Raw genomic sequence first — 19,454 nt, forward strand, 5'->3', positions numbered from 1 at the left:
AGAAGTATGCTGCTCAAAATCGCCATAAAAAGCCAATTCTGAGCAGCATAGTGCACAATCTGTTACTTATGGCGTGCACGCAGGTTGTTGATGATAGTGCTCAGATCCAGGTCTTGATCCTGCAACAGCACCATCAGGTGATACAGCAAATCAGAGGCTTCATTGGTCAGCTCGTGGCGATCGTTCACCGTGGCGGCCAACGCCGTTTCAACGCCTTCTTCACCCACTTTCTGCGCGATGCGCTTGGTGCCGCTGGCGTACAGTTTTGCGGTGTAAGAGCTTTCCGGGTCGGCACTTTTACGTGAAGCCAGCAGTTGCTCCAACTGATACAGGAATGCCCAATCAGGTGCGGCGGGTGAGAAGCAGCTTGAGGTGCCTAAGTGGCAGGTTGGCCCAATCGGGTTCGCCAGCACTAGCAGCGTGTCGTTATCGCAATCAGGTGTGATGCTCGCCACTTGCAGGAAGTGGCCTGAGGTTTCACCTTTGGTCCACAGACGGTTTTTGGTACGTGAGAAGAAGGTAACGTTGCCTTCCGCCAGCGTCTTTTGCAGCGCTTCCTCATTCATATAACCGTGCATCAGCACTTCGCCAGAGACGTTGTGCTGGACGATAACAGGCATCATGCCCGCGGTTTTGGCCCAATCCAGTTTGGCCAGTTGTTCTGCAGTTAACACGCGCGAATCTCCACACCGTTGTCGATCAGGAAGTTTTTCAACTCGCCGATATTGATTATTTGTTTGTGAAACACGGAAGCAGCCAGAGCGCCATCCACGTTCGCCTGCTCGAAGGCTTCAAGGAAGTGCGGCATGGTGCCCGCGCCGCCAGAGGCGATCAGTGGCACTTTACACACGTCACGCACTTTCTTCAGTTGCACCAGGTCATAGCCGTTGCGCACGCCATCCTGGTTCATCATATTCAGTACGATTTCGCCCGCGCCCAACTTCTGCACTTCCTGCACCCAGTCGAGGGTTTCCCAGGTGGTGACACGGGTACGTGATTCGTCACCGGTGTACTGGTTAACGTGATACTTGCCGGTTGCTTCATCGAACCAGGTATCAATGCCTACCACGATACACTGCACGCCAAAGCGATCGGCCAGACTGGTAATCAGCGTCGGGTCTGCCAGTGCGGGGGAGTTGATGGAGATCTTGTCCGCACCGAACTGCAGAATGCGCGCTGCGTCTTCCGGGGTTTTAATGCCACCGGCCACGCAGAAAGGAATATCGATCACTTCCGCAACGCGTGACACCCAGCTTTTATCGACGACACGGCCATCTGAAGAGGCGGTGATATCATAGAACACCAGCTCGTCAGCGCCTTCCTGCGCATAACGCTGCGCCAGCGGCACGATATCGCCGATGATTTCGTGGTTACGGAATTGAACGCCTTTCACCACTTGCCCGTCACGCACATCGAGACAAGGAATTATCCGTTTTGCCAGCATGCAATCGCCTCCGCCACTGTGAATTTATCTTCTAACAACGCACGACCGACAATCACGCCCTGTGCGCCGCTGCCGCGCAAGGCAGCGATATCATCCAGCGAGCCGATGCCGCCAGAAGACTGGAAAGCGATATCGGGGAACGCGGCAGACACCTCTTTATACAGTTCGACGTTGGAGCCGCTCAGGGTGCCATCACGTGAGATATCGGTGCACAGTACGTGCTTCAGGCCGACAGGTTGATACCAGCCAATCACTTCTTCCAGCGTCACACCGGCCGCTTCCTGCCAGCCGCTGATCGCCACTTCTTTGCGATTACTGGCGTCGATACGCACATCCAGTGCCAGCACGATGGCATCGGCACCAAACTCGTTAAACCAGCTTTTCACTTCCTCTGGCTGCTTCACGGCGGTGGAGCCAACCACCACACGCGTGGCGCCGGCTGCCAGCAGGGCGGCAACGTCGTCACGATTGCGGATACCGCCGCCGACCTGCACTGGCACGTTGACGCCGCGCAGCAGAGTAGTGAGCAGAGGGATCTGGCGCTTAGCCGGATCTTTCGCGCCGGTTAAATCCACCAGATGCAGCACTTCCGCGCCCTGGCGTTCGTAATCCTGTAGACGTGGCAATGGATCGCTGCCGTAGTCGCGCTGTTGGCCGTAGTCGCCCTGATGCAGACGCACCACTTTGCCGTCGATTAAATCTAATGCGGGGATAATCATCACATCTCCAGGAAGTTTTTCAGCAACTGCGCGCCTGCTTTGCCAGAACGCTCCGGGTGGAACTGCACACCGTAGAAGTTATCTTTCTGCAACGCAGCGGTGAACGGGTGGCCGTAATCGCACTGTGCGATGGTGGCGGCATTCACTGGCATGGCGTAGCTGTGCACAAAATAGAAATAGCTGCCGTCTGGAATATCACGGAACAGGTGATTGCCCGCTTGTGAGGTGATCTGGTTCCAGCCCATGTGCGGCAGCGGTAGATCTTGCGTATCCATCAACGAGACCGGCTCATCCACCAGGCCCAGCGTGGTCACGCCGCCATTCTCATCGCTACCGCGTCCCAGCAACTGCATACCGAGGCAAATCCCTAGCACCGGTTGCGTACAGGCTTTAATCAGGTCGATTAAGTCACGTTCTTTCAACTGGTCCATGGCGGCCTGCGCGGTGCCCACGCCTGGCAGCAGCAGCTTATCGGCACGCAGCACCACATCCGGATCGCGGCTCACCACGGGCGTATAGCCGAGGCGCTCAATCGCCCACTTAACCGAAGAGAGGTTGGCGCAGCCGGTATCGAGAATCACCACGTTCATCACAGCACTCCTTTCGAACTCGGCAGGGTGTTGCCATCGACGCGAATCGCCTGACGCAGCGTGCGACCAAAGGCTTTGAACAGGCTTTCCACACGATGGTGGTCGTTCTTACCTTTGGTTTTCAGGTGCAGCGTACTCATCATGGCGTAGGAAAGGGAGCTGAAGAAGTGCTCAACCATCTCGGTGCTGAGATCGCCAACGCGCTGATAGCTGAACTCGGCTTTGAATTCGATGTGTGGACGGCCAGATATATCCAGCGCACAACGCGCCAGGCACTCGTCCATCGGCAGTACGAAGCCGAAACGACCAATACCGCGTTTGTCGCCCAGCGCTTTCAGCAGGGCTTCACCCAGCGCCAGACCTGTGTCTTCCACGGTGTGGTGATCGTCGATATACAGGTCGCCTTTAACATCGATATTCATGCGGAAGCCGCCGTGTACCGCAATCTGATCCAGCATGTGATCAAAGAAGCCAACGCCGGTGTTGATCTTGCTGCCGCCTTCACGGTCCAGCCACACTTCGACTCTAATCTGCGTTTCTTTGGTATTGCGTTGCACCAGCGCATAGCGGTCACGCTTGGTCAGTTGCGTTTTAATCGCATCCCAGTCAATGCCTTCTGCGCCATAACGCAGGCCCTGAATGCCCATATTCTCTGCCAGCTGAATATCGGTAAGACGGTCGCCGATCACATAGCTGTTGGCGGTATCCAGTGCACCTTGTGCCAGCCAGGCTTCCACCATTTTGGTTTTCGGCTTGCGGCAATCGCAGTTGTCTTCAGGCATGTGCGGGCAGATCAGGATATCGCTGAAGTTGACGCCCTGTGAGGTCAGAATCTGCATCATCAGGTTGTGCGGGCCATCGAAATCCGCCTGCGGGAAGCTGTCGGTGCCCAGACCGTCCTGGTTAGTGATCATCACCAACTGATAGCCCGCATTTTGCAGTGCCAGCAGCGCAGGAATGGCGTTCTTTTCAAACGCCAGCTTCTCCATGCGATCCACCTGATAATCGGTTGGCGGTTCGGAGATGATGGTGCCATCGCGGTCGATAAAAAGGGTCTTCTGACTCATGCTTGCTCCACTGATAAGGCTTGCAGCGCGGCGATCAGGCGCTCGCACTCTTTACGGGTGCCGATGGAGATGCGCAGGCATCCCGCAAGGCCGGGGTTTTTGTTTTGGTCGCGCAGAATAATGCCTTGATCCCACAGCGTTTTAAACACTTTTGGCGAATCGGTGAAGCGCGCCAGAATGTAGTTGGTTTCGCTCGGGAACACCTGCTGCACCATGCTCAGCTGTGCTAACTGCTCAAACAGCCAGGCGCGGTTAGCGTTAAGCTCCGCCACGTGCTGACGCATCAGCGCGATGCCTTGCTCGCTCAGCGCCTGTCCCGCTACATCGGCAACCGGGGTGGCCAGCGGGTAAGGCGCGATGACCTTCATCAGCAGATCGATCACCGGTTTGTTCGCCAGGGTGAAGCCACAACGCAGGCCCGCCAGCGCAAAGGCTTTCGACAGTGTGCGCAGAATCACCAGGTGTGGATACTCTGTTAACCATCCCGCCAGTGTCGCTTCCGGGCAGAACTCGATATAGGCTTCATCGGCGACCAGCAGTGCTTTACCGGCGGTCATGTCGAGTAACTTGCGGATGTCGTCAGGATTGATCAGGTTGCCGGTCGGATTGTTCGGGCTACACATGTAGACCACTTTAACGCCGTCCAGTTGCTCGGCAATGGCAGGCAGATTCAGTTGCCAGTTATCCAGCGCGGCGACGGTGCGATACTCAATGCCGATGGTTTCGGCGCTGACGCTGTACATGCCGTACGTCGGCGGGCAGAACAGGATCGCATCTTTTCCCGGCTCGCAGAAAGCGCGCATCAGCAGTTCAATGCCTTCATCGGCTCCACGGCAGGTCAGCACTTGCTCTGGCGACAAACCGGCATAGGCAGCGTAGCGCTCAATCACAATTTTAGGCTGACACTCTGGATAACGGTTCAACGTTTGCTGAGACAGCTCAAACGGCACCGGCAGCGGGAATTCATTGGCGTTCAGCCACACATCCCCGTTACCCCCTAAACGACGCGCAGAGAGATAAGGCGTCAATGCACGCACGTTAGCGCGGGCTAAATCTTCAATGCTCATGCTTGCTCCTTCAGCGCGGCAACCCGCAGGGTAACGGCGTTTTTGTGGGCTTCTAACTGCTCAGCGGCAGCTAAGGTTTCAATGGTGGCGGCCAGGTTGAGGAAGCCTTGCGGCGTCAACTCTTGCACCGTCATACGTTTCTGGAAATCCGCTAACCCCAGGCTGGAGCAGGTGGATGTATAACCGTAAGTTGGCAAGACGTGGTTGGTGCCAGAAGCGTAATCGCCCGCGGATTCCGGTGACCAGTCGCCGAGGAACACGGAACCGGCGCTGGTGATCGCATCCACCAGATCGCGCGGTTGACGCGTTTGAATGATCAGGTGCTCTGGACCATACAGATTAGAAATTTCCACGCACTGTGCCAGATCGCGCAGCACAATCAGACGGCTGCTTTCCAGCGCCTGGCGTGCGGTTGCGGCGCGTGGCAACTGTGCCAGCTGCGCTTCAACCGCCAGCGCGACGCCTTCAGCCAGCTTCAGCGACGGTGTCAGTAAGATCACCTGCGAATCAGGGCCGTGTTCCGCCTGGGACAACAGGTCAGAGGCGACAAACGCCGGGGTTGCACCTTCATCTGCGATTACCAGCACTTCAGAAGGTCCGGCTGGCATATCAATTGCCGCGCCATCCAGACGTTGGCTGACCTGGCGTTTGGCTTCCGTGACGTAGGCGTTGCCTGGACCAAAGATCTTGTCCACTTTGGGCACGGTTTCGGTGCCGAAGGCCAGAGAGGCAATCGCTTGCGCACCGCCTACCTGAAACACTTCTTTCACGCCGCACAATTGCGCCGCGTACAGAATCTCATCGGCAATCGGCGGCGGTGAACAGAGCACCACACGACCACAACCGGCAATACGTGCTGGCGTGGCCAGCATTAACACGGTTGAGAACAGCGGGGCGGAGCCGCCAGGAATATACAAGCCAACGGATTTCACCGGGCGGGTGATTTGCTGGCAGCGTACGCCTGGCTGCGTCTCAATATCCACTGCGGGCAAAATCTGTGCATTGTGGAAGGTTTCGATGTTAGCAACCGCAACCGCCATCGCCTGCTTCAGCGTATCGCTCAGGCGATCGCTTGCCGCCTGCATCTCTTCAGGTGTGACGCGCAGGTTTTCCACCTGCGCTTTGTCGAAGCGCGCGCTGAACTCGCGCAGCGCGTCATCGCCTTGTTCTTTCACTTTCGCCAGCACATCGCGCACGATTTCACTGATGCTCGCCGACGCAGAAATCGCCGGACGCATCAGCAGCGCCTGCTGCTGCTGTTCATCACACTGTTGCCAGTCAATCGGGGTCATGATTGTGCTCATGCTGTTACTCCAACATTTTTTCGATTGGCAGTACGAGGATCGAGCTGGCACCCAGCGCTTTCAGTTTTTCCATGGTTTCCCAGAACAGGGTTTCGCTGCTGACCATGTGCATTGCGACGCGGCTCACTTCACCTGCCAGCGGCAACACGGTAGGGCGCTCAGCACCTGGCAGCAGGGCGATCACTTCTTCCAGTCGCTCGCTTGGCGCGTGCAGCATGATGTACTTAGATTCACGCGCTTTAATCACGCCCTGAATACGCGTCATCATTTTGTCGATCAGTTCTTGTTTCGCCGCTGGCAGCTCGCCGTCACGTTGAATCAGCACCGCTTTAGAACGGTAGATCACTTCAACTTCACGCAGGCCGTTGGCCTCCAGCGTGGCACCGGTAGACACCAGGTCGCAAATCGCATCCGCCAGGCCAGCGCGTGGCGCCACTTCAACCGAGCCGTTTAGCAGGCAGGATTTGAAAGAAACGCCTTGTTTATCAAGGTATTTCTTCAGCAGGTGTGGATAAGAGGTGGCGATACGTGAGTTCTGCAGGCACTGTGGACCGGTGTATTCGGCATCCACTGGCATCGCCAGGGAGAGGCGGCAACCGCCGAAATCGAGGCGACGCAGGGTGAAGTAACGCGGGTCTTCACCTTGTGCGCGGCGGTCCAGCAGCTCTTCTTCTAATACGTTTTCACCGACGATACCGAGATCAACCACACCGTCCATTACCAGGCCTGGGATATCGTCATCACGCACGCGCAGGATATCAATAGGCATGTTCTCCGCAAACGCAATCAGACGCTGCTGCTGAAGGTTGATTTTGATACCGCAGCGGGCCAGCAATTCGCGTGATTCATCACTTAAACGGCCAGATTTCTGCATAGCTATGCGAATACGGGTGTTATCTAACATGTTTCCTGTCCTCTTATTCAATCCTGTCTGAACTCAGTTGGGTTGCGTCCGCCCATAAAAAAACCCCCGGAAGATGATCTTCCGGGGGCTCTCTTTGCGTTCGCACCACTGGAAGATCCTAATCGTCTCCCAGCACACATCGCCTGAAAGACTAGTCAGGATGATGGTGATGATGGTGGTTGAACTGAACGCGTGTCATAGTAAATTCCGTTGCTGAATGAGTATTCATTTGCGTGCTGATTAACCTAACGAAGATAGCCGCTTTTGGCAACCCTTTTTTAACGTCAGTTCTCGGAACCTTCCGCAACAGTTTGCGCTGGTTTGCCATACGCGCTGGGACTAAGATGAAGTGTCTTAGCGCTGTAAAGCAGGAGTCGGTATGAAAAAAGTCGCGATTGTAGGTCTGGGATGGCTCGGTATGCCGCTGGCAATGGCGTTAACGGCACGCGGCTGGCAGGTCACCGGCAGCAAAACCTCTCCGGATGGTGTCGATGCCGCGCGTCGCTGCGGGATTGATGCGTTTCAACTGGTGCTGACACCCGAGATCGAGTGTGAAGCAGATGAGTTAGCTACGCTGATGGCGGTGGATGCGCTGGTGGTGACCTTACCTGCCAGCCGCACCGTACAGGGTGGCGAAGATTACATGCAAGCGGTGCAGAACGTGGTCGATACCGCGTTAGCACATAAAGTCCCCCGTATTATTTTTACCAGCTCGTCATCCGTGTACGGCACCGGTTCCGGCGTGATGAAAGAGAGTAGCGCGCTGCAACCCGAAAGCGTGGCCGGTAAGACGCTGGTAGAGCTAGAAAACTGGCTGCACGATCTGTCTGGCACCAGCGTCGATGTTGTGCGCCTCGCCGGGTTAGTCGGACCGAATCGCCATCCAGGGCGTTTCCTGGCAGGTAAAACCGGGTTGGATAATGGTGGTCACGCCGTCAATCTGGTGCACCTGGATGATGTGGTGGATGCGATTGTGCTGTTGCTACAAACACCGAAGGGCGGCCGGGTGTATAACCTCTGTGCCTCGAAACACCCCGCACGTGATGACTTTTATCCGTTTGTTTCCAAACAGCTTGGCTTGGTGCCACCGACGTTTGCGGCTGAGGCTGAGCGAACAGCTGGCAAAGTGGTGGATGGCTCGAAGATTTGCAACGAGCTAGGGTTTGAGTACAGCTATGATGACCCGATGAAGATGCCGTTAGAGTGATTTGTGGGTTAATTGCGCTGTTATAGGGCAGCGCATTAATAGAAACCGAACGTATGAGTCGAACATTAAATTATTCATGTAGTAACTTAATTCGAATGTTGGCGATTATAGCCCTGAAAACCCGCAATCTTAAGCGAAAAAAATTACCCATAATTTAGTAAAGATATTGGTGCCTATTCTTTAGGGAAGCGTTAACATAACGACATGATACTTACCCAAAGATATGGCGAATTTATGGATAATCGCAATTGTACGATTGACTGTTTTAGGGCAATGGCCGTTATTCTGGTTTCTTTCTATCACGTATATCGACACATAAACCCTAATTTTACTGTATTAGGATTGAATGTTTACAATACCATTTTAAACGGATGGATGGGGGTTGGTATATTTTTTGTTATATCTGGATATTGTATGGGGATGGCAACAAACTCCATGCAGTCCAGAGGGGTAACCTTAACCTTATATAGGAAATACCTCGCAAAAAGATTCTTTAGAATCTCAGTCCCATATTATTTTGCGGTAATTTTTTGGATAGTAGCAGTCAATATATTTCACTTATTACCCAAAAGCGCAGGTTTGATAGATATTTTTACGCATGTTTTATATATTCACAATTTTAACATTAAAACAATGTATTCTATCTCGGGTGTGTTTTGGTCACTAGCTGTAGAAATGCAGTTTTATTTAATGCTGCCAGTGCTAATGGTAATCTTCAATAGTGATATCAAGAGGGTGTTGCTTGTCATATTTCTTTTCGGATTGTCATTGTCCATCCATCTAATCGCATCTGATAATGTTATTTTGACGTGGGGTATTGCATCTTATCTCTATGTTTTTATTTTAGGGTGGGTTCTTTATCTGAAAAAAGATGCTCTCAAGGGTTACTTAAGTGGCAGGGCACAGTTATATTTCTTGATTGCTCTGTATGTATCAATGATATGTATAGATCCAATTTATATCAAGGTTAATAAGTTTTATGAGCTTTTGGTTTCATCAGTGTTTGGTTTGCTAATGGTTTCTGTTATGAGTCAAAGTATCACGCAAAACCTTCGAAATTCATTTTTCGTAAGATTTTTTTCATGGATTGGAAGAATGTCATTTTCTATATATCTTTATAATTACATTTATGTAGCATTTGGCTTTCCATCCAAAAGTTCATATGGTATTCCTCTGGTCGCATTTATTTTAGTCTTTGGGATTTTTATGTATTATATGGTGGAAAGTCCATATGAAATTATTAGAAAAAGAAATTTCAATAGTAGTGCAATGAGCACCAAATAACCCCCCCACCATCCCGTACAAACCAAGTGATAGGGCAGAGTAGCATCAATTCAGCCTCTGCACGCTCTGATCGGCACCAACGTAGATGAATATATTAGACACCTCGGTGGGTTAGTCAGACCAAACCGCAATTCAGGACGTTCCTGGCGGGCAAAATAGGGCTGGATAATGGCTCGCACCTGTCTATCTGTTGCATCTTGTTGATGTTGTGAATGTAGTTTTACGGTGATCGTCCGGTTACCTAACCTTGCGCTTATGGACACACACTGCGCATGACGACTTTTATCCGTTTGTTTCAAAGCTGGTGGGATTAAGGCCCCCGACATTTGCGGCAGAGTAGGAGCGATACAGGTAAAGTGGTTGATGGTGCGAAGATCTGCAATTAGCAGGGATTTGATTACCGTTATTTAGGCCTAGTAAAAATGCCGCTTTAGTGATTATGGAGTACTGAAATTTCATTGGACAGCACATTAATAAAAGCTTATAAGGTAATTTTTTAAACTTACAATTTAAATTTTTTGAATGTTATTGAAAGTCAAAATTCACAACTTTACTTCACGTTATGTTTACATGGGGTCGTATATTAATCAATGGATTATATAAAAGTAATCTTTAGTATTTTAACTGGAATTAACTTGTTAATTTGGAGGGCGTGCATAAAGTATGCCCTCCAAATTTTATTCTAGAATGAAGTCGAACAATATTTTATTATGTAATTATTATTATCCCTCATAATAGAGCCATTTTGTGGCCAGCAAGGCATGTTTTCTATTTTCGCATGATTCTCTTTTATAATACGATCATCAACACGCTGTAAACTCAAGAAGCTAGTCATGTTTATATATTGAACTATTCTGCTGTCACCATACTGGAAGAATGACATCCCGAAGTTTTCGGAGTTATTTGGCTTCCATTTATTATTCAGAGGATCATTGCCATAAAAGTAAATTTTATCTCTTCTAGCTGAGAATGTTGGATACTGCCTGAAAAGGTCGCTCAGCATCATCTGGCTTAACTGGGTGTCTTGTTGATTTGTTACGTAATCTGCGTAAAACATCCTGTTTGAATTTGCTGAGCCTATACAAAGAAGGGTTAATGATACAGCGTAAAGAAATGTTCTTTCTACATCAAAAAATGTAATAACTACAAGTGCTGCAAAGCAAATGGGCATCTGCGTAAGCGTTCTAGCAGGCAGCCATGATCCAGTAATTATATCCAGAGAAAATGGGAAAAGATAAACGCAAATTACAACAAGTACCGGATAAATATTTTTTCTTGATATAGCATGCGCGATCACTGCAATTATTGAGCAAATTGTTATCCAATAGATCCCTAATCCGAAATGAGATTTGTTAGCCAACCTCCACTTTAAGTGGGTAAAAATCCCCTTCAAAACATTACTGGATGAATCCTTACCCCATGATGCCATATCGGTCAGGTACGATGTAGGAGGGATATGGGTTATCCTTTGAACTAAATGTGTTGCAATTGAATAGAATGCATAAACAGAAATAATGAGAGACAAAAGGAAAAGTATCTTCTTTAATCCATTTTTCAATGATGAATTACCATTCATTGAATTAATGAGTTCTCTACTTAGTATTAAAGCCACTGGCATTAAAATGATGCTCTGATATATTGACATTGACATGATGCCCATGACAATAAATGCAAGAGATTTGATTATCCATTTCAGTTCCCCATCAAAAACCATAGCCATTAATGTTGCCAGAAGTATCGAAATAGACAATGTGTCAGCTTGATTCTGGAATTGAAATTGATATGCCAAAAGAGGAATTGATGCACAAATTATAGAGAAGCAAATTGATTTGTGCTTTTGCTCGAAGAGATAGGTTCCAGCTAATGCTGTTGCAATACTTGTTATTACTATGGATAAGGCCATAGTAAAAAATGGTGCGAATGGTTCAGGAAGAATATATTTCCTAATGATGGCGTGGCCCCATCTTCCAAGCTCAATTGTATGATGGTAATTATCAAAAAAGTCTTCATCAATTGATAAGGTGAAATGAGTTAGTTCGAACCCATACATGACGCAGTAAGAAATAAATGCTGCGAAAAAAGCATATTTAAATGTATTAAGTTTTTCATGGTTAAAATCAATCGATTTACAAAGACTCATGTGGGGTCCTTCTTAATGCTTCTGTAAGAATAATCATTGTTTTTTTGTGGGGCATGCAATTTCCATGATGTAACTCGTACTGTTTTAGCAGCAACGGCCTGGCTTTCAGGATGTAATTAAGCTTCACTATATTAATCCTCGAATTGATCTATCAAGCAATCTCATTTCTTATTGTCATCAGTATTGTAAGTTGATAAGCATGTTAGTTTGTTTTTTTTTTCATGTTATCTTCACAAACCTGCGGTGTCATTTTTTTTGATTTTATATATCTAGGTCGCCCTTTGCTCTCAATATAAATCCTACCAATATACTCACCAAGCACACCAATGCCGATAAGTTGAACGCCACCTAAAAACAGCATTGAAACCATAATCGAAGGATAACCCTTCACTGGGTTACCCCAAAATATGGTATCTATCAACATCCATGCACCATAGATAAAAGACAGGGCAGCAACAAACAACCCAATATACGTCCATATTCTCAGCGGGAAGGTCGAAAACGAAGTGATCCCTTCCAGTGCCAAATTCCACAGTTTCCAACCATTGAACTTCGTCGTACCCGCTACGCGATCAGCGCGGGCATATTCAACAACGGCTGTTTTACCGCCGACCCAACTCAGTACGCCTTTCATAAATAAATTACGCTCTTGAAGCAGTTTGATATTTTCAACCACCTCGCGTGACATCAAGCGAAAATCACCCACGTTCTCTTCAATCTTAGGTGAGCTGATTTTGTTGTGTAATTTATAAAACCATTCGGCTGTTTTTCGCTTTAGGTGAGAGTCTGTACTACGGTCAACGCGTTTAGCGAGCACGATGTCTGCACCTTGCTGCCATTTCTCAATCATCTCAGGAATGACTTCAATGGGATCCTGCAAGTCCACATCAATAGGGATAATGGCGTCGCCCGTTGCGGCTTCTAGTCCGGCAAAAAGTGCCGGTTCTTTACCAAAGTTACGGGTAAATGAAATGTGCTTCACCAGGTTGTCATTGGCTTCTAATTGCGTTAACACTACCTCAGTGCTGTCGGTGCTACCATCATTAATAAACACCAACTCAAGGCTGTGTTCTTTAAAGGCTTCAAATTCGCGCACAGCATTATAAAAGAGGGGAATGGCCTCCTCTTCATTCAACACTGGAACGATCAAAGAGAATTTCATTAACTTTTCCTAAACACAAAAAACTTCGAATAGACGAAGCCGCAAACCAGACTCAGTGCGGAGAAGAAAATCAGTGTCACGATGGGGTTAATATGAAGGCGGTCTGCTGTCCAACCGACTGACACCGCCATGGCTCCCATAAAGAATATATAGAGGAAATATCGCGCGGTGGTGGCTTCGGCGTTAAAGGTCCATTTCGCATTGGCGAAGAAGGAGAATGTGACAGCAACACAGAAGGCAGCAAGGTTAGCCGTAGATTGCTTGGCACCACTGGCTAAGAGCGCACCAAAAACTGCCCAATGGATGGCTGTATTAACCACTCCGACAGAAGTATACCTCGCAAACAACCTAAGCATTTCTGCACCCTTTAAATGAAAGTGCCTGATCCTCGCATTACCGTAGGGTTATAGCAAGTTTTGGTAAAGGAGTGACAGTGATACGTAAACTGCTGCGAGTGCGTGTTGCATAATGATCTTAAAATTAACCCACATTTTATAGATGGTAGCGGCGCGATTTATCGCGCGTTTTTTTAAACCCGCGCAATAAATTGCGCCGCTACAATGCGTTGCGTTTAAACTCCCAACCTATCCCTTAACGCATACCACACCGCGCCCATCGCCGTGAGCGGCACCTTAAACCGCCTCCCTCCTGGAAACGGCAGGTGCGGCAGTTTCGCGAACGCATCAAATCTTTCCGCATGCCCGCGCAGCACCTCAGCGATCAACTTCCCTGACAGGTGAGTGCAGGTTACGCCATGTCCGCTGTCCCCCTGCATAAAGAACGCATTTTTCTCGACCTGCCCAAACTGCGGCATGCGTGACAGCGTGAGCAGGAAGTTACCGCTCCAGCGATGGCTAATCTTCACATCCTTCAGCTGTGGGAAGGTTTTTAGCAGCTTGGGCCGAATCAGCGCTTCAATATCATCCGGCTCGCGTGCGCCATACACCACGCCGCCACCGTACAGCAGGCGGTTGTCGGCGGTCAGGCGGAAGTAGTCCAGCAGATAATTGCAGTCTTCTACGCAGTGGTTATTCGGCAGCAAACCCAACGCCTGGTCACGGCTCAGGGGTTCGGTTGTGACGATCTGCGAGCCGCACGGCATGCTTTTGCGGCTCAGGCGCGGTTCCAATTGCGAGGGCAGATAGGCATTACCGGCAAATATCACAAAGGTCGCCGTCACTTCGCCTTTAGCGGTTTTCACCCGATGCGGTTCGCCGTATTTCACATCCAGTGCCGCAGATTGTTCGTAAATGCGACCACCGTGGCGGCGTATCGCTTCGGCTTCACCCAGTGCCAGATTAAGCGGATGCAAATGTCCGCCTCGCTTGTCCAGCAATCCACCGACGTAGCGATCGGTTGCTACTTCGCGGCGAATACCGCGCTCATCTAACAACTCTAAATCGTGATTGCCATAACGCGCCCAGTTGGCTTTTTGACTGCGTAAGTGGCCCATCTGACGTTGATTGAGCGCGGCAAAAATACCACCGGGGCGATAGTCACAGGCGATGGCGTAACGATCGATACGATCGCGAATAATCTCTGCGCCTTCAAACATCATGCTGCCGAGCATGGCCGCCACGTCCTTGCCGTATCGCTGCTCAATCACATCGACATCGCGGCTGTAGGAGTTCACCACCTGGCCGCCGTTACGCCCGCTGGCCCCAAACCCGACTTTTGCAGCTTCGAGTACCACCACGTCATAACCGGCTTCGGTTAAAAACAATGCAGAGGAGAGGCCGGTAAATCCTCCGCCAATAATACACACGTCACACTGCACCGATTCCTGCAGTTCTGGCCAAACTTCATGCGCGTTAGCCGTGGCCGCGTAATAACTTCCTACATGTTGCATGAGACCCTCCTTTAACGCGGGACGTTAAAAATTCGCCGGCGTATGCGCACTGATAATGCGACACGGTTGTTCTGACGTATTGGTAAAACTGTGTGGCAACCCGGTATCGATTACGTAGCTCTCACCACAATAGAGATGATAGCTTTGGCCATTCACCACCAAGGTGATTTCGCCCTCCAGCACGGTACCGGTCTCTTCACCAGGATGGCGCAATTTCTCACCGGTACTGGCGCCGGGTTCATAACGCTCCAGCAGCATCGCCAGCGCGCGTTTTTCTGCACCGTTTTCCACCAGGCGCAAGGACACGCCCAGACTGCCGATTTCCACGCACTCTTCCGGGCGCACAATCACTCGCGGCGTGCTGTTCACTTTCGGTTCAGAGAAAAACTCCGACAGCGACAGGCCATATACCTTGAGCAATTTCTGCAAGGTGCTTAACGCCGGGCTGACTTTATCCTGCTCAATGGTGCTGATGGCACTGTGCGTTAATCCTGACAACTCAGCGACGCGACGCTGAGACAATCCCAACTCCTGCCGGATTTGCGACAAACGTCGTCCGGGCGTCAGAGTGGCATCATTCATGGCTGTTTTTCCTTGTGGTAACAGACAGCAGCGTGGATAAAGGCCGCGAACAGACGTTGCGAGACCGGATCTTGATCGGAATGCCACTCCGGATGCCACTGCACCGCCAGGGCAAACGGGTGCTGACGTAAACTCACCGCCTCAATCAGTCCATCAGGCGCACGTGCTTCAATGCGTAACTGCGGGCCTGTTTCGCGAATCCCTTGACCGTGTAAAGAGTTCACGGCAATCGCGTCAGCACTCCCCAACACCTGGTTCAGCAGCCCGTCCGCTTCTGGTTGCACTTCATGCACCGGTGCGTATTGCTGATCGAGGGGCAGCGCATCATCTTCCCGATGTTCCTGGAAAAGATGCGTCATATGCAGTTGGCGATACAGGGAGCCACCATTTGCCACCACCAGCTCTTGCAGGCCGCGGCAAATGCCAAAGATCGGCATCTTCTTGCCGATGGCATGGGTAATCAAACCGAAGGCGAGGCGATCGCGCGCCGGATCGGCATGCTCCTCTTTGCCTTCTTCACCATAATGCCAGGGTTCAATATTGCTCGGACTGCCGGTCAGCAAAATGCCATCCAGCAGCGTCATACTGTTTTCTAATAGATGAGGGGCCTGCATCAGTTGATGCGGTAAAGGCAAGGGCACACCACCGGCAAGGACGATGGCATCAAGATATTTATTGTGAACCGTCTGCCCGAGATGGTTGCCAATGTGGTTCTGACACATCACTACGCCAATCAAGGGTTTGTCAAAAATAATGCCCATAACGTCTCCGCGTTGCTGTTCAATATTTTCACCGTTTTTGCGGGTCTGGTCTAAAAAGTGTGCAATATATTGTCAATCTAGCAACCGTCTGTTCGTTCTTCCACCAGATTTGTTACATTTGCACACTTTTTGCGTTGGAGCTATGTTAGAAGAGTGGCTGTTATTTTGAGCATTGCGCGAACCAATACTAAACGGTAAAGGGCGGGTGGGAACATGACGAACCTCGTAGAAGTAGAAGACTTCACGCGGCACAGTGAAGAGAAACGAACAAGCGCGTTCCAGCTGGAGGTTAAAACCTGGCTGGAACGCCATCCTGAAACGCAGTATGTCGATATTCTTCTTAATGATTTAAATGGGGTGTTTCGCGGTAAGCGCATTCCCATTGCCGCACTGGCAAAACTGGATAAAGGCTGTTATTTCCCCGCCTCGGTTTACGCCATGGATATCCTCGGTAATACCGTCGAAGAAGCCGGACTCGGACAGTCACTGGGCGAACCCGACAACCTCTGCATGCCAATTCCTGGCACCCTAATTCCTTCAGGCGCCGATCCACAACGTATCGCGCAGCTGTTACTCACCATGTGTAACCAAGATGGCACTCCCTTTGACGTTGAACCCCGCAATGTCCTCAACCGCTTGTGGCAGCAGCTGCGCAATCGAGGGCTATTCCCGGTGGTAGCGGTAGAGCTGGAGTTCTATCTGGTCGATAAAAAGCGTGATGCGGAGGGCTATATCCAGCCGCCGTGTGCGCCGGGTAGTGATGAACGCAATATGCAGAGCCAGGTTTATTCGGTCGATAATCTCGACCATTTCGCTGATGTTCTGCGTGATATTGACGATCTTGCTCGCCAGCAGGGCATTCCTGCGGATGGCGCGCTGGCGGAAGCGTCCCCAGGCCAGTTTGAAATCAATCTGCATCACACCCGCGATATCTTAAAAGCCTGCGATCACGCGGTTTTACTAAAACGTTTGGTGCGTCAGGTCGCTGAAAATCACGGCATGACCGCCACCTTTATGGCGAAACCCTATGAGGAGTACGCCGGTAGCGGGATGCATGTGCATATCAGTATGCTGGATGCGGCAGACCACAATGCGTTCTCCCTCGATGATGGCAGCGACTCACCTTTGTTGAAGCGTGCGCTAGCCGGAATGATTGATTTGATGCCCGCTTCAATGGCGCTGCTGGCGCCCAACGTCAACGCCTACCGCCGTTTCCTGCCGGAAGCCTATGTGCCGTTACAGGCGTCATGGGGGCACAACAACCGGACGGTGGCGTTGCGTATCCCTTGTGGCGATGCGGATAACCATCGCGTGGAGTATCGGGTGGCCGGGGCAGACGCAAATCCTTACCTGGTGGTGTCAACAATTCTTGCCGGAATCTTGCATGGTCTGGATACTCAGCTACCCTTACCACACCCGGTGCAGGGCAATGGTCATGAGGCGGAGGGGCTGCCATTGCCTGTTCGCCAGAGTGATGCGCTGTATGAGTTTGAGAACAGCTATCCTCTGCAAAAATTGTTGGGTGAGCATTTCAGCGGGGTCTGGCATAGCTGCAAACAGAATGAGTTGATGCAGTTTGAACGGCTTATCACCGCCACTGAAATCGACTGGATGTTGAAAAACGCCTGACCGGGAGAAGAATTTCGCTAACGTCTTGTGCCGATGGCATAAGTTGGGGCAAAATACGCCCCCTGCAAAATGCAAAACATAACCGACGCTTATAACGTCGGTTATTTTTTTGTAGGAAGAAGTACCCACACACATTACCGAGGCCGGACACGCATCCGGATAGATAGATACTGACAACACGCTTGGGCGTGAGATTTGAGGAAAACAAAGATGGGGCTGTTTACAATTGCACCAGCGCAGGCTGGTTCTCGCTTTCGTGATGATTACGGCGCGGCGACAATCGCAAACACTAATATCACTTCTCACTGCAGCACGTTGCGCAGTATCCCGCAGATCACCTCTGTTGGGGGCCTGAACAATGTCGCTTAACACCTCTGCACCACAGCGTGCACACCTGAAAAAATCCCTGACCTTGATCCCAGTGGTCATGATGGGCCTGGCGTATATGCAGCCAATGACCCTGTTCGATACTTTCGGTATCGTGTCTGGATTGACCGACGGCCACGTCGCCACCGCTTATGCTTTCGCGCTGATCGCGATACTGTTTACTGCCGTGAGCTACGGCAAGCTGGTACGCCGCTTCCCATCTGCGGGCTCCGCTTACACCTATGCTCAGAAGGCTATCAGTCCGCACGTCGGCTTTATGGTGGGCTGGTCATCACTGCTGGACTATCTGTTCATGCCGATGATCAACATCCTGCTGGCGAAAAGCTACTTTGAGACGCTGGTGCCAGGTATTCCGTCGTGGATTTTCGTGGTGTTGTTGGTGGCCTTTATGACCATCTCCAACCTGCGTGGTATCAAAACCGTGGCCAACTTCAACAGCGTGATCGTGGTGCTGCAAGTGGTGGTGATGGTAGTGATTACCGGTATGGTGATCTACGGTGTGGCAAGTGGTGTTGGCGCAGGTACACTGACCAGCAGCAAGCCTTTCTGGTCTGAGAATGCCCATGTGGTGCCGATGATTACCGGTGCGACAATCCTGTGCTTCTCGTTCCTTGGCTTTGATGGTATCAGCTCATTGTCAGAAGAGACCAAAGATGCAGAACGTACCATCCCACGCGCGATTTTCCTGACTGCGCTGATTGGTGGTGTGATCTTTATCGGGGTGTCTTACTTCCTGCAGCTGTACTTCCCGGACATCTCTCGTTTCCAGAATCCGGACTCATCACAGCCAGAAATCATGCTGTTCGTAGCAGGTAAAGCCCTGCAAATCGGCATCCTGATCTTCTCTGTGGTGACGGTACTGGCATCCGGTATGGCCGCACACGCCGGCGTTTCACGTCTGATGTACGTGATGGGCCGTGATGGTGTCTTCCCGCAGCGTTTCTTTGGCTTTGTGCATCCGAAATACCGCACACCGTCGCTGAACGTGTTGTTGGTAGGTGCGGTGGCGCTGCTGGCAATCAACTTCGACCTGGTCACCGCGACGGCGCTGATTAACTTCGGTGCGCTGGTGGCGTTCACCTTTGTGAACCTGTCGGTGATTGCCCAGTTCTGGATCCGTGAGAAGCGTAACAAGACGCTGAAAGATCACCTCAACTATCTGGTGTTGCCTGTGATGGGCGCGCTGACAGTGGGTGCGTTGTGGATTAACCTGGAAGAGACCTCAATGGTGCTCGGCCTGGTGTGGGCAGCCGTCGGGATTATTTACCTGGCGTTTGTAACGCGCACCTTCCGCAATCCAGTACCGCAGTTCAGCGAAGAAGTGTAATTACCTTTTCCCTCACCCTAACCCTCTCCCG

General features: G+C 50.8%; 19 protein-coding genes and 1 other annotated feature. Of the genes, 4 read left to right on the forward strand and 15 right to left on the reverse strand.

Annotated features, from left to right (window positions below; all coding sequences use genetic code 11):
• Positions 1–62 precede the first annotated feature (62 nt).
• The 9 genes from hisIE to hisL all read right to left on the reverse strand — a co-directional run bounded on the left by hisIE (position 63) and on the right by hisL (position 7,294).
• The gene (hisIE, locus tag ACPUC8_RS18740; protein WP_039327843.1) at positions 63–674 is read right to left on the reverse strand and encodes a bifunctional phosphoribosyl-AMP cyclohydrolase/phosphoribosyl-ATP diphosphatase HisIE; all 612 of its coding nucleotides are present in this window, start codon (positions 672–674) and stop codon (positions 63–65) included.
• Positions 668–1,444, reverse strand: a complete 777-nt coding sequence (hisF, locus tag ACPUC8_RS18745) for an imidazole glycerol phosphate synthase subunit HisF (protein ID WP_494926997.1) — start codon at positions 1,442–1,444, stop codon at positions 668–670. Before hisF ends, hisIE begins: the two co-directional genes overlap by 7 nt.
• Positions 1,426–2,163: a 1-(5-phosphoribosyl)-5-[(5-phosphoribosylamino)methylideneamino]imidazole-4-carboxamide isomerase gene (gene hisA, locus ACPUC8_RS18750; protein ID WP_039327847.1), complete on the reverse strand. Its 738-nt coding sequence runs from the start codon at positions 2,161–2,163 to the stop codon at positions 1,426–1,428. Before hisA ends, hisF begins: the two co-directional genes overlap by 19 nt.
• Entirely contained in the window at positions 2,163–2,753 is a 591-nt protein-coding gene (gene hisH / locus ACPUC8_RS18755; protein WP_058973518.1) for an imidazole glycerol phosphate synthase subunit HisH, read from the reverse strand. The genes hisA and hisH overlap by 1 nt, the downstream gene beginning before the upstream one ends.
• A complete protein-coding gene (hisB, locus tag ACPUC8_RS18760; protein WP_494926998.1) occupies positions 2,753–3,820 on the reverse strand; it encodes a bifunctional histidinol-phosphatase/imidazoleglycerol-phosphate dehydratase HisB in 1,068 nt (355 codons plus the stop codon). The genes hisH and hisB overlap by 1 nt, the downstream gene beginning before the upstream one ends.
• On the reverse strand, positions 3,817–4,887 hold the full coding sequence (gene hisC, locus ACPUC8_RS18765) for a histidinol-phosphate transaminase (RefSeq protein WP_039327854.1): 1,071 nt from the start codon (positions 4,885–4,887) through the stop codon (positions 3,817–3,819). Before hisC ends, hisB begins: the two co-directional genes overlap by 4 nt.
• Entirely contained in the window at positions 4,884–6,191 is a 1,308-nt protein-coding gene (gene hisD, locus ACPUC8_RS18770) for a histidinol dehydrogenase (RefSeq protein WP_058973516.1), read from the reverse strand. Before hisD ends, hisC begins: the two co-directional genes overlap by 4 nt.
• Before the next feature lie 4 nt (positions 6,192–6,195).
• Positions 6,196–7,095, reverse strand: a complete 900-nt coding sequence (gene hisG, locus ACPUC8_RS18775; protein ID WP_034824735.1) for an ATP phosphoribosyltransferase — start codon at positions 7,093–7,095, stop codon at positions 6,196–6,198.
• A gap of 54 nt (positions 7,096–7,149) precedes the next feature.
• Positions 7,150–7,271, reverse strand: a sequence feature (His leader region).
• Positions 7,247–7,294, reverse strand: a complete 48-nt coding sequence (gene hisL, locus ACPUC8_RS18780; RefSeq protein WP_100396937.1) for a his operon leader peptide — start codon at positions 7,292–7,294, stop codon at positions 7,247–7,249. (Overlaps the previous feature by 25 nt.)
• Positions 7,295–7,474: 180 nt before the next feature.
• On the opposite strand from hisL, the gene ACPUC8_RS18785 reads away from it, so the two are divergent.
• Positions 7,475–8,302, forward strand: a complete 828-nt coding sequence (locus ACPUC8_RS18785; RefSeq protein ID WP_494926999.1) for an SDR family oxidoreductase — start codon at positions 7,475–7,477, stop codon at positions 8,300–8,302.
• Between the two features lie 234 nt (positions 8,303–8,536).
• Positions 8,537–9,586, forward strand: a complete 1,050-nt coding sequence (locus ACPUC8_RS18790; protein WP_494927000.1) for an acyltransferase family protein — start codon at positions 8,537–8,539, stop codon at positions 9,584–9,586.
• 682 nt (positions 9,587–10,268) lie between these two features.
• On the opposite strand, the gene ACPUC8_RS18795 is transcribed toward ACPUC8_RS18790, so the two are convergent.
• The 6 genes from ACPUC8_RS18795 to puuD all read right to left on the reverse strand — a co-directional run bounded on the left by ACPUC8_RS18795 (position 10,269) and on the right by puuD (position 16,080).
• Complete coding sequence (locus ACPUC8_RS18795; protein ID WP_039327864.1) at positions 10,269–11,726, reverse strand: glucosyltransferase domain-containing protein; 1,458 nt, start codon at positions 11,724–11,726, stop codon at positions 10,269–10,271.
• 202 nt (positions 11,727–11,928) lie between these two features.
• Complete coding sequence (locus ACPUC8_RS18800) at positions 11,929–12,888, reverse strand: glycosyltransferase family 2 protein (RefSeq protein ID WP_494927001.1); 960 nt, start codon at positions 12,886–12,888, stop codon at positions 11,929–11,931.
• Positions 12,888–13,244: a GtrA family protein gene (locus ACPUC8_RS18805; RefSeq protein WP_058973513.1), complete on the reverse strand. Its 357-nt coding sequence runs from the start codon at positions 13,242–13,244 to the stop codon at positions 12,888–12,890. The genes ACPUC8_RS18800 and ACPUC8_RS18805 overlap by 1 nt, the downstream gene beginning before the upstream one ends.
• Positions 13,245–13,459: 215 nt before the next feature.
• On the reverse strand, positions 13,460–14,737 hold the full coding sequence (locus ACPUC8_RS18810) for an NAD(P)/FAD-dependent oxidoreductase (protein WP_058973512.1): 1,278 nt from the start codon (positions 14,735–14,737) through the stop codon (positions 13,460–13,462).
• 24 nt (positions 14,738–14,761) lie between these two features.
• A complete protein-coding gene (gene puuR / locus ACPUC8_RS18815) occupies positions 14,762–15,319 on the reverse strand; it encodes an HTH-type transcriptional regulator PuuR (protein WP_494927002.1) in 558 nt (185 codons plus the stop codon).
• Positions 15,316–16,080 (reverse strand): gamma-glutamyl-gamma-aminobutyrate hydrolase, encoded by a 765-nt coding sequence (puuD, locus tag ACPUC8_RS18820; protein ID WP_494927003.1) that lies wholly within the window; start codon positions 16,078–16,080, stop codon positions 15,316–15,318. Before puuD ends, puuR begins: the two co-directional genes overlap by 4 nt.
• Before the next feature lie 213 nt (positions 16,081–16,293).
• Here puuD and ACPUC8_RS18825 point away from each other — a divergent pair, with 213 nt between their 5' ends.
• Together ACPUC8_RS18825 and ACPUC8_RS18830 are read left to right on the forward strand one after the other, a co-directional pair.
• A complete protein-coding gene (locus ACPUC8_RS18825) occupies positions 16,294–17,709 on the forward strand; it encodes a glutamine synthetase family protein (protein ID WP_058973509.1) in 1,416 nt (471 codons plus the stop codon).
• Between the two features lie 358 nt (positions 17,710–18,067).
• The gene (locus ACPUC8_RS18830; protein ID WP_039327876.1) at positions 18,068–19,423 is read left to right on the forward strand and encodes an APC family permease; all 1,356 of its coding nucleotides are present in this window, start codon (positions 18,068–18,070) and stop codon (positions 19,421–19,423) included.
• Positions 19,424–19,454 lie beyond the last annotated feature (31 nt).

It is taken from the genome of Pantoea sp. CFCC18177 (assembly GCF_059412425.1).

Bases quoted from the DNA above. Each gene is read 5' to 3' on its own strand.
- hisF (WP_494926997.1), bottom strand. From the start codon at position 1,444: ATGCTGGCAAAACGGATAATTCCTTGTCTCGATGTGCGTGACGGGCAA.
- hisA (WP_039327847.1), bottom strand. From the start codon at position 2,163: ATGATTATCCCCGCATTAGATTTAATCGACGGCAAAGTGGTGCGTCTG.
- hisH (WP_058973518.1), bottom strand. From the start codon at position 2,753: ATGAACGTGGTGATTCTCGATACCGGCTGCGCCAACCTCTCTTCGGTT.
- hisB (WP_494926998.1), bottom strand. From the start codon at position 3,820: ATGAGTCAGAAGACCCTTTTTATCGACCGCGATGGCACCATCATCTCC.
- hisC (WP_039327854.1), bottom strand. From the start codon at position 4,887: ATGAGCATTGAAGATTTAGCCCGCGCTAACGTGCGTGCATTGACGCCT.
- hisD (WP_058973516.1), bottom strand. From the start codon at position 6,191: ATGAGCACAATCATGACCCCGATTGACTGGCAACAGTGTGATGAACAG.
- hisG (WP_034824735.1), bottom strand. From the start codon at position 7,095: ATGTTAGATAACACCCGTATTCGCATAGCTATGCAGAAATCTGGCCGT.
- ACPUC8_RS18785 (WP_494926999.1), top strand. From the start codon at position 7,475: ATGAAAAAAGTCGCGATTGTAGGTCTGGGATGGCTCGGTATGCCGCTG.
- ACPUC8_RS18790 (WP_494927000.1), top strand. From the start codon at position 8,537: ATGGATAATCGCAATTGTACGATTGACTGTTTTAGGGCAATGGCCGTT.
- ACPUC8_RS18795 (WP_039327864.1), bottom strand. From the start codon at position 11,726: ATGAGTCTTTGTAAATCGATTGATTTTAACCATGAAAAACTTAATACA.
- ACPUC8_RS18800 (WP_494927001.1), bottom strand. From the start codon at position 12,888: ATGAAATTCTCTTTGATCGTTCCAGTGTTGAATGAAGAGGAGGCCATT.
- ACPUC8_RS18805 (WP_058973513.1), bottom strand. From the start codon at position 13,244: ATGCTTAGGTTGTTTGCGAGGTATACTTCTGTCGGAGTGGTTAATACA.
- ACPUC8_RS18810 (WP_058973512.1), bottom strand. From the start codon at position 14,737: ATGCAACATGTAGGAAGTTATTACGCGGCCACGGCTAACGCGCATGAA.
- puuR (WP_494927002.1), bottom strand. From the start codon at position 15,319: ATGAATGATGCCACTCTGACGCCCGGACGACGTTTGTCGCAAATCCGG.
- puuD (WP_494927003.1), bottom strand. From the start codon at position 16,080: ATGGGCATTATTTTTGACAAACCCTTGATTGGCGTAGTGATGTGTCAG.
- ACPUC8_RS18825 (WP_058973509.1), top strand. From the start codon at position 16,294: ATGACGAACCTCGTAGAAGTAGAAGACTTCACGCGGCACAGTGAAGAG.
- ACPUC8_RS18830 (WP_039327876.1), top strand. From the start codon at position 18,068: ATGTCGCTTAACACCTCTGCACCACAGCGTGCACACCTGAAAAAATCC.